This is a genomic window from Nocardia sp. JMUB6875 (assembly GCF_041154655.1).
GTDB lineage: Bacteria > Actinomycetota > Actinomycetes > Mycobacteriales > Mycobacteriaceae > Nocardia.
Map to the genome: position 1 here is coordinate 1 of NZ_BAAFGR010000259.1, position 7,587 is coordinate 7,587.

Genomic DNA, 7,587 nt, shown 5'->3' on the forward strand with positions numbered 1-7,587 from the left:
CCGCCCGCACCACCCAACTCCGCCGCCGAGTCCTGGCGCTGCTCATCGACGGCCTGGCCGCCGACGGAGACCTGCCGGGCCCACCCCCGGAACCGGGCGAATTCGCGGGCCGCTGGCAGCCGAAGGCTCGGTGACCTCGGTCGCTCACCGGTTCAGGTGGTAGATGCGCTCGGCATAATCGTCGATCCCGAGCGCAGGAACGGTGACCGTCCTGTAGTGCAGTAGCGCCGCACGCAGGTTCGCCTCCCGGACCGCCCGCTCCACGTATTCGGAACGGCTCAGTCCTGCGGCCTTCGCAGCGGCATCCGCCTCAGCGGTCACTGCATCGTCGATGGCGATCGAGAACTCGGTCTTGGTCATACAGCAATACCCCTCGGCATCGGATGAGTCATCGGACAATGGTCACCGTGCATCCCGAGGAGACATACGCCAGACGGGCCGGGGGGATGGTCGATCTGGACCGATCGATCAGCCCGGGCTAGCGGGTGGCGGCGCGGCCCGCGTCGACCACCGCTACGAAGTGGTTCAGGTCGGCCACCAAGGTGTCGACGGAGTCGGGGGCGCCGCCGTCGTCGTGGTGGTGGAGCCAGTCGGCGACCAGTTCGAACATGCCGCCGATGGTGGCGAGGGCCAGGGCCAGCATGCCGGGCTGTTCGGTCGGATCATTTTGGAGCCATTGGTGTTTCAGGAATTCGGCGGACCAGCGGCGGTTGAGGCGGCGGCGGGCTTCCACGGCGGGGGAGATGCCGCCGGCTTCGCCGAAGGTGACCTTGGCGAGGCGGGGGTCGTCGGCGATGGCGTGGACGAAGGCGGCCACGACGGCGGCGCGGCGGGTGGGCCAGTCGGCTTCGGCGGTTTCCAGGGCGACCTCGGTGACGCGTTGCTGGATGCCGGTACTGATCTGTTCCAGCAGGGCGGTGTAGCAGGCCTCCTTGCTGTCGAAGTGATCGTAGAAGCCCTTGGTGCCGACGTAGGCGGCCTGGCAGATCTGTTCGATGGAGGTCAGTGAATAGCTTTGCCGGGCAAAGAGTTCGGTGGCGGCGGCGAGCAGCTGACGGCGGCGCTGAGCGCTGCGCTCGTCGGCGTCGAGGCCGCGGATGCGACGCCGTACGGGGGTCCGGTCGGTCGGCGCGGCAGATTTGCTGCGGGACATGCCTAGACGATAGCCAAGCTCATTTCAGAAAGACATCTTGTTGGTAACCGGATACCGTGTTGTAATCGCTGTCACGTCGATGAGGAAGGGAACAGAGACGTGGCAATCAATGGGGATCGCCGGAAGCGAAGGCGGCTGCTCGCGGCCGCGCTGGCTACGGCACTGACGGCCGCTTCGGCCGTGCTACTAGGGGGCTTCACCTCCGGAACGGCTGCCGCGCAACCGCTTCCGTTGAACGTGGACCCGTTCTATCAGGCTCCGGACGGATTCGAATCCGCCGATCCGGGCACGATCCTGCGCTCCCGCGAGGTGCAGTTGGCCGTGCTCACCGTGCTGCCGGTGCACATCCGATCCTGGCAGCTGCTCTACCGCACCACCGACCTGTTCGGGCAGCCGACGGTCGCGGCCACCACGGTGGCGATTCCGGAGGGGGCCAACACTTCTCACGGCCGACCGCTGGTCTCGCACCAGTTCTTCTACGACAGCACCTCGCCCGCCTGCGCGCCCTCGTACGTGCTGCAGCAGGGCGGCGGGCTGCCCGCGCTGGAAGGCATCCACTCGACGGTCGAGTACCTCGAGATCGCCGCGTCCATCAGCCAGGGCTACGCCGTCAACATCCCCGACTACGAGGGCCTGAACGGGCACCTCGCGGTCGCCAAGGAACCCGGCTACATGATTCTCGACAGCGTCCGCGCCGCCGAGGGCTTCCAGCCGCTGGGCCTGGACGGCGCGAATACCCCTGTCGCACTGTGGGGTTACTCCGGCGGCGGCATGGGCAGCGGCTGGGCGGCGGAGATGCAGCCGAGCTACGCACCGGAGCTGAACATCAAGGGCATCGCCCTGGGCGCGCCCGTCTCGGATGTCGAATCCCTGCTGCACGTCAACGGTTCCATGTTCGCGAGCCTGATCGGCGTGGGCATCGCCTCGCTGCGCAACGCCTACCCGAAGTTCGCGGAGACCACCGAGAAGTACCTGACCCCGGAGGGCCGCGCGATCATGGATCGCACCGCCAACCAGTGCCTGGTGCGCAATGTGCTGAACCTGATGTTCACCGACTACCAGCGCATGATGACCATCCCGATCGCGGATTACCTGGCACTGCCGGAGATTCGCGCGGTCTTCGATTCGACTGTGCTGGGCGGCAATCCGCCCACCGCGCCGACCATGGTCTATCAGGGCGTCCTGGACGAGGCGGTGCCGTGGTTCACCAACGACCGCATGGTGCAGCGTTGGTGCGACGGCGGCACGTCGGTCTACTACAAGCGCGATCACCTCAGCGAGCATCTGACGTTGACCACGCTCGGCATGGCCGACGCCTTCAACTGGGTCAAGTCGCGGCTCGCACCGGGCGCGAGCGACCCGGTCGGCTGCAAGACCGATGACGTGATCACGATGCTCGGCAGCGTCGACGCCCTGGCGACACAGGTAGAGATCGAGCTCAACGCAGCCTTCGGCGCGCTCGGATGGCCGATCGGCCCGCAGGAGCGGTAAGAGCAGACTCGTATATTTTCCCGCGGCCGGTCCATACCCTTGCCCTCGCCGGGTATGGTCGGCTGCGGAAAAGTACGTATTGCCAACGGGGGCTCGCACCAGCGGGCTGAGAGGACGGCTAGTGGGCCGTCGACCGTATGAACCTGACCGGGTAATGCCGGCGTAGGGAGGATTCAAATGTCATCGAGTCGTGTCTCCAGCGGTTCTGCGCCTGTCGACACCGTGACAACCGGTCCCATCGAGGGCAGCGTCAAGCACTACGAGCAGGTCGAGGCCGACGGCACGATCCTGAACGTCCCGGTGCGGCGCATCAACCTCACCAATGGCGAGCACTTCGACGTGTACGACACCTCCGGTCCGTACACCGACGCCACCGCCACCATCGACCTCGAGGCGGGTCTACCCAAGCTGCGCGACAGCTGGGACAAGCCGCAGGTCGACGGCCCGCCGACGCAGCTGAACTGGGCGCGCCAGGGCATCATCACCAAGGAGATGGCCTACATCGCCGCGCGCGAAGGCGTTTCGCCCGAGCTGGTGCGCGACGAGGTGGCCGCCGGTCGCGCGGTCATCCCCGCCAACCACATGCACCCCGAGTCCGAGCCGATGATCATCGGCAAGAAGTTCGCGGTGAAGATCAACGCGAACATCGGCAACTCGGCCGTGAGCTCCTCCATCGCCGAGGAGGTGGAGAAGATGGTGTGGGCCACCCGCTGGGGCGCCGACACCATCATGGATCTGTCCACCGGCAAGAACATTCACGAGACTCGCGAGTGGATCCTGCGCAACTCGCCGGTCCCGGTCGGCACCGTGCCGATCTACCAGGCCCTGGAGAAGGTGAACGGCGATCCCACCAAGCTGACCTGGGAGATCTACCGCGACACCGTGATCGAGCAGGCCGAGCAGGGCGTCGACTACATGACCGTGCACGCGGGCGTGCTGCTGCGCTACGTGCCGCTGGCCGCCAAGCGCGTCACCGGCATCGTCTCGCGCGGCGGATCCATCATGGCCGCGTGGTGTCTGGCGCATCACCAGGAATCGTTCCTGTACACCAACTTCGCCGAGCTCTGCGAGATCCTGGCCAAGTACGACATCACCTTCTCCCTCGGTGACGGCCTGCGTCCCGGCTCCATCGCGGACGCCAATGACGAGGCCCAGTTCGCCGAGCTGCGCACCCTGGGCGAGCTCACCAAGATCGCGAAATCCTATGGCGTGCAGGTGATGATCGAGGGCCCCGGCCACGTGCCGATGCACAAGATCGTGGAGAACGTGCGGCTGGAGGAGGAGCTCTGCGAGGAGGCTCCGTTCTACACCCTCGGCCCGCTGGCCACCGATATCGCGCCCGCCTACGACCACATCACCTCGGCCATCGGCGCGGCCATCATCGCCCAGGCCGGTACCGCCATGCTCTGCTACGTGACTCCCAAGGAGCACCTGGGCCTGCCCAACCGCGACGACGTGAAGGTCGGCGTGATCACCTACAAGATCGCCGCCCACTCCGCCGACCTGGCCAAGCAGCACCCGCGCGCCCAGGAACGCGACAACGCGCTGTCCAAGGCGCGCTTCGAGTTCCGCTGGACCGACCAGTTCAACCTCTCGCTGGATCCGGACACCGCGCGGGAGTACCACGACGAGACCCTGCCGGCCGAGCCCGCCAAGACCGCGCACTTCTGCTCCATGTGCGGTCCGAAGTTCTGCTCCATGCGCATCTCCCAGGACGTGCGCGAGTACGCCGAGAAGCACGGCCTCACCGATGTGAACGCCATCGAGGCGGGCATGGCGGAGAAGTCCGCCGAGTTCGCCGAGGCGGGCAACAAGGTGTACCTGCCCGTCGTGTCGTAATCGGCGGCCGGTGACCTGCTGACATGATGCCGGTATGGCATCACAGCAGGTCACCGGGCTGTCGGAGCGGCGGGCCGTCGTTCTGGGGACCTGTTGCGCCGCAACGCTGATGGGGAACCTGGACAGCACCGCGCTGAACGTGGCGTTGCCGTCGATCGGGCGGGATCTGCGGGCCTCGGTATCGGGGACGCAGTGGACGATCGACGCCTACACCGTGACCATCGCCTGTCTGCTGATGGCCGCGGGATCGCAGGGGGATCGGGTAGGTCGACGCCGACTGTTCCAGGTGGGGCTCGTCGTTTTCGCGCTGGGGTCGCTGGCCTGCAGTCTCGCGCCGACGCTGGGGTGGCTGGTCGGATTCCGGGTGCTGCAGGCCGTCGGCGGGGCGCTGCTGGTGCCGCTGGCCCTGTCGATCCTGCAGAACGTCTTTCCGCGACCGGCGGAAAAGGCTCGCGCACTGGGGGTTTGGTCCGCCACCACCGGGATCAGCATGGCCGTCGGGCCGGTGGTCGGGGGCCTGCTGGTGGATTCGGTCGGCTGGCGCGGCGTGTTCTGGATCAACCTGCCGATCGCGGCGGCGGCGTTCGCGCTCACCGCGCTGTTCGTCCCGGAATCGAGATCGGAGACGCCGCGGCGCGTGGACGTGGTCGGGCAGCTGCTGATGATCGGGCTGCTCGGCATGCTGGTCTTCGCGATCATCGAAGGGCCGCACCGGGGTTGGCTCTCACCGGTGCCGATCGGCTGCTTCCTGGGCGCGGCCGCGTGCCTGATCCTCTTGCCGCGCTATGAACTCCGGCATCCGGAGCCCTTGATCGATGTGCGCGCGTTCCGGTCACCGCCGTTCTCGGGCGCAGTCATCATCGCCATCTGCTCCTACGCGGTGCTGGGTGGATTCCTGTTCCTCAACACCTTCTATCTGCAGGCGGTGCGCGGCGCACGGCCCGCCGTCGCGGGATTCGAACTGCTGCCCATGGCCGCGGCCATGATGGTGGCCGGACTGCTGGGCGGGCGGGCCGTCGCGCGTTTCGGCGTCCGCCCCGCGCTCGCGACCGGCGCGGGTCTGGCCATCGCGGGCTGTGTGCTGCTCACCTTCACCTTCGACAGCGGCGGCGATGCCGCCCTGTATCTCGGGTACGCGCTGGTCGGGGCGGGTGTGGGCGCGTCGAATCCGGCGGTCACCGATATCGCGGTCTCCGGATTGCCGCGCAAGGAATCCGGGGTCGCCTCGGCGATCGCCTCCACCTCCCGGCAGATCGGCCAGTCGCTCGGGGTGGCGGTGATCGGCACGATTCTCGCCGTGCCCGCCGGAGCGCTGACCACGGCGGCGGGGTTCCATACCCCGGCCGTGGTCAGCTGGGTGACGCTGACGGCGTTCGCGGTGGTCGCCCTGGTCGCGGCGTTGATCACCACCGATGCCCGCAGCCGGAAGAAGGCGCGGAAGGTGCTGGCGGCGCTGACCTGAAGGTCAGGCGCGGGAGGAGATCTGCTGGACGCCCCAGCTGTTGCCGTCCGGATCCTCGAAGAAGACGAAACCCACATTGTCGAGGGGATCGGTTGTGGGCGAGGGGTTTTCGCCGAGCACCTGGACGTCGGTGACATCGACGCCGCGTTCCACCAGTTCGGCGTGCGCGCGCTTGATATCGGGGACGACCAGTTGCAGGCCCTTCAGGGAGCCGGGTTCCATTTTCGGCACCGCGCCCTCGCCGATCACGATCGAGCAGCCGGACCCGGGCGGGGTGAGCTGGCAGATCCGGATGCCCTCGGCGGGGCGGGTGTCGTGATCGACGTGGAAGCCGAGCTTGTTGCTGTAGAAATCCTTGGCGCGGTCGATGTCGGTGACGGGGACGATGACCACTTCGAGAGTCCAGTTCATGGCGGATCCTTCCGATTCGGGGGTGTTCCTACGGAAGTCGGAGCGGGGCGACGGAATTCATCATGGTTCAGGGTGCGGGAACCAATGTGTTCTCCGAGCGCCTTCCGGCGAGATAATCCTCCACATTGCTGACCGTGGCATCGATGATCTGGCCGACCGCGGTCGAGGTGAAGTACGCCTGATGCGAGGTGACCACCACGTTGGGGATGGTCATCAGCCGGGCCAGGGTGTCGTCGGCGATCCCGGTCACCGAGCGGTCGAAAAAGAACAGGCCGGTCTCCTCCTCGTAGACGTCCAGCCCGACCCCGCCGAGCTTGCCGGTGCGCAGCGTCTCCACCAGCGCATTGGCGTCCACCAGGCCACCGCGGCTGCTATTGATCAGCAGCGCACCGGGTTTCATGCGCTCCAGCGCCTCCGCGTCGATCAGATGATGGGTGGCGGGCAGCAGCGGCACATGCAGCGACACGACATCGGATTCTGCGAGCAGGGTCTCCAGGTCGACGTACTTCATCCCCAATTCATCACGGCAGCACGGATTCTCGGCCACGTCCCAGCCCAGCAGCCGGGTCCCGAAACCGTGCGCGATGCGGGCGAAGCACTCCCCGATCTTGCCGGTTCCGATCACACCGATGGTCATGCCGTGGATATCCCGGCCCATCAAACCGTCCAGGCGGAAATCGAATTCACGGGTGCGATGCGCGGCCCGGATGATCCGCCGGTTCACCGCCAGCGCCAGCGTCCACGCGAATTCCGCCACCGCGTACGGCGAGTAGTAGGACACCCGGGCGACCGTCAGCCCCAGCTCGGCCGCCACCTCGAGATCGATATTGTTGAAACCCGTTGAGCGCTGGGCGATCATGCGCGTCCCGCCCGCGGCCAATATCCGCAGCACGTCTCCGTCCAGCTGGGCATTGACACTGGTACTGACGATCTCGTGCCCGGCCGCCAATGGTGCGGTGTTCCGATTCAGGAACTCCTCCATCAGTCGAACCCCGTGGCGGCCCTCGAACGCGGCCCGGAGCAGCGGTTTCTCATCGGCCTGCACGCCATAGGCGAGGATCTCCATGCCGATACGCTATCGCCGCAGGACAATCGTCCCGCGAATCAGGGGGCAACGATCCGGTTACTTGGCCGCAGTGCTCGTCAGCATGATTTCGCGGAGGGTGTTGCGGAGCCAGAGGTGGGCGGGGTCGGCGTCGTGGCGGGGATGCCAGGCCATGGCGTAGGGGAG

General features: G+C 66.9%; 7 protein-coding genes and 1 riboswitch. Of the genes, 3 read left to right on the forward strand and 4 right to left on the reverse strand.

What is annotated here, in order from left to right; all coding sequences use genetic code 11:
* Nucleotides 1–144: 144 nt before the first annotated feature.
* Both ACAM49_RS37035 and ACAM49_RS37040 read right to left on the reverse strand, forming a co-directional pair.
* A complete protein-coding gene (locus ACAM49_RS37035) occupies nucleotides 145–360 on the reverse strand; it encodes a ribbon-helix-helix protein, CopG family (RefSeq protein ID WP_369640192.1) in 216 nt (71 codons plus the stop codon).
* A gap of 118 nt (nucleotides 361–478) precedes the next feature.
* Entirely contained in the window at nucleotides 479–1,153 is a 675-nt protein-coding gene (locus ACAM49_RS37040; protein WP_369640193.1) for a TetR/AcrR family transcriptional regulator, read from the reverse strand.
* A gap of 99 nt (nucleotides 1,154–1,252) precedes the next feature.
* On the opposite strand from ACAM49_RS37040, the gene ACAM49_RS37045 reads away from it, so the two are divergent.
* The 3 genes from ACAM49_RS37045 (at nucleotide 1,253) to ACAM49_RS37055 (ending at nucleotide 5,945) form a co-directional block, all read left to right on the forward strand.
* On the forward strand, nucleotides 1,253–2,644 hold the full coding sequence (locus ACAM49_RS37045; RefSeq protein ID WP_369640194.1) for a lipase family protein: 1,392 nt from the start codon (nucleotides 1,253–1,255) through the stop codon (nucleotides 2,642–2,644).
* Between the two features lie 75 nt (nucleotides 2,645–2,719).
* Nucleotides 2,720–2,830, forward strand: a riboswitch (TPP riboswitch).
* Nucleotides 2,822–4,483, forward strand: coding sequence for a phosphomethylpyrimidine synthase ThiC (gene thiC / locus ACAM49_RS37050; protein ID WP_369640195.1), 1,662 nt, complete (start codon nucleotides 2,822–2,824; stop codon nucleotides 4,481–4,483). It overlaps the preceding riboswitch by 9 nt.
* A gap of 34 nt (nucleotides 4,484–4,517) precedes the next feature.
* Entirely contained in the window at nucleotides 4,518–5,945 is a 1,428-nt protein-coding gene (locus tag ACAM49_RS37055) for an MFS transporter (protein ID WP_369640196.1), read from the forward strand.
* 3 nt (nucleotides 5,946–5,948) lie between these two features.
* Here ACAM49_RS37055 and ACAM49_RS37060 read toward each other — a convergent pair whose 3' ends face one another.
* Both ACAM49_RS37060 and ACAM49_RS37065 read right to left on the reverse strand, forming a co-directional pair.
* Nucleotides 5,949–6,356: a VOC family protein gene (locus ACAM49_RS37060; RefSeq protein ID WP_369640197.1), complete on the reverse strand. Its 408-nt coding sequence runs from the start codon at nucleotides 6,354–6,356 to the stop codon at nucleotides 5,949–5,951.
* Between the two features lie 67 nt (nucleotides 6,357–6,423).
* On the reverse strand, nucleotides 6,424–7,422 hold the full coding sequence (locus ACAM49_RS37065) for a 2-hydroxyacid dehydrogenase (RefSeq protein WP_369640198.1): 999 nt from the start codon (nucleotides 7,420–7,422) through the stop codon (nucleotides 6,424–6,426).
* Between the last annotated feature and the right edge of the window lie 165 nt (nucleotides 7,423–7,587).

Coding starts and splice junctions, on each gene's coding strand:
- ACAM49_RS37055 (WP_369640196.1), top strand. CDS start 4,518: ATGGCATCACAGCAGGTCACCGGGCTGTCGGAGCGGCGGGCCGTCGTT.
- ACAM49_RS37065 (WP_369640198.1), bottom strand. CDS start 7,422: ATGGAGATCCTCGCCTATGGCGTGCAGGCCGATGAGAAACCGCTGCTC.
- thiC (WP_369640195.1), top strand. CDS start 2,822: ATGTCATCGAGTCGTGTCTCCAGCGGTTCTGCGCCTGTCGACACCGTG.
- ACAM49_RS37035 (WP_369640192.1), bottom strand. CDS start 360: ATGACCAAGACCGAGTTCTCGATCGCCATCGACGATGCAGTGACCGCT.
- ACAM49_RS37060 (WP_369640197.1), bottom strand. CDS start 6,356: ATGAACTGGACTCTCGAAGTGGTCATCGTCCCCGTCACCGACATCGAC.
- ACAM49_RS37040 (WP_369640193.1), bottom strand. CDS start 1,153: ATGTCCCGCAGCAAATCTGCCGCGCCGACCGACCGGACCCCCGTACGG.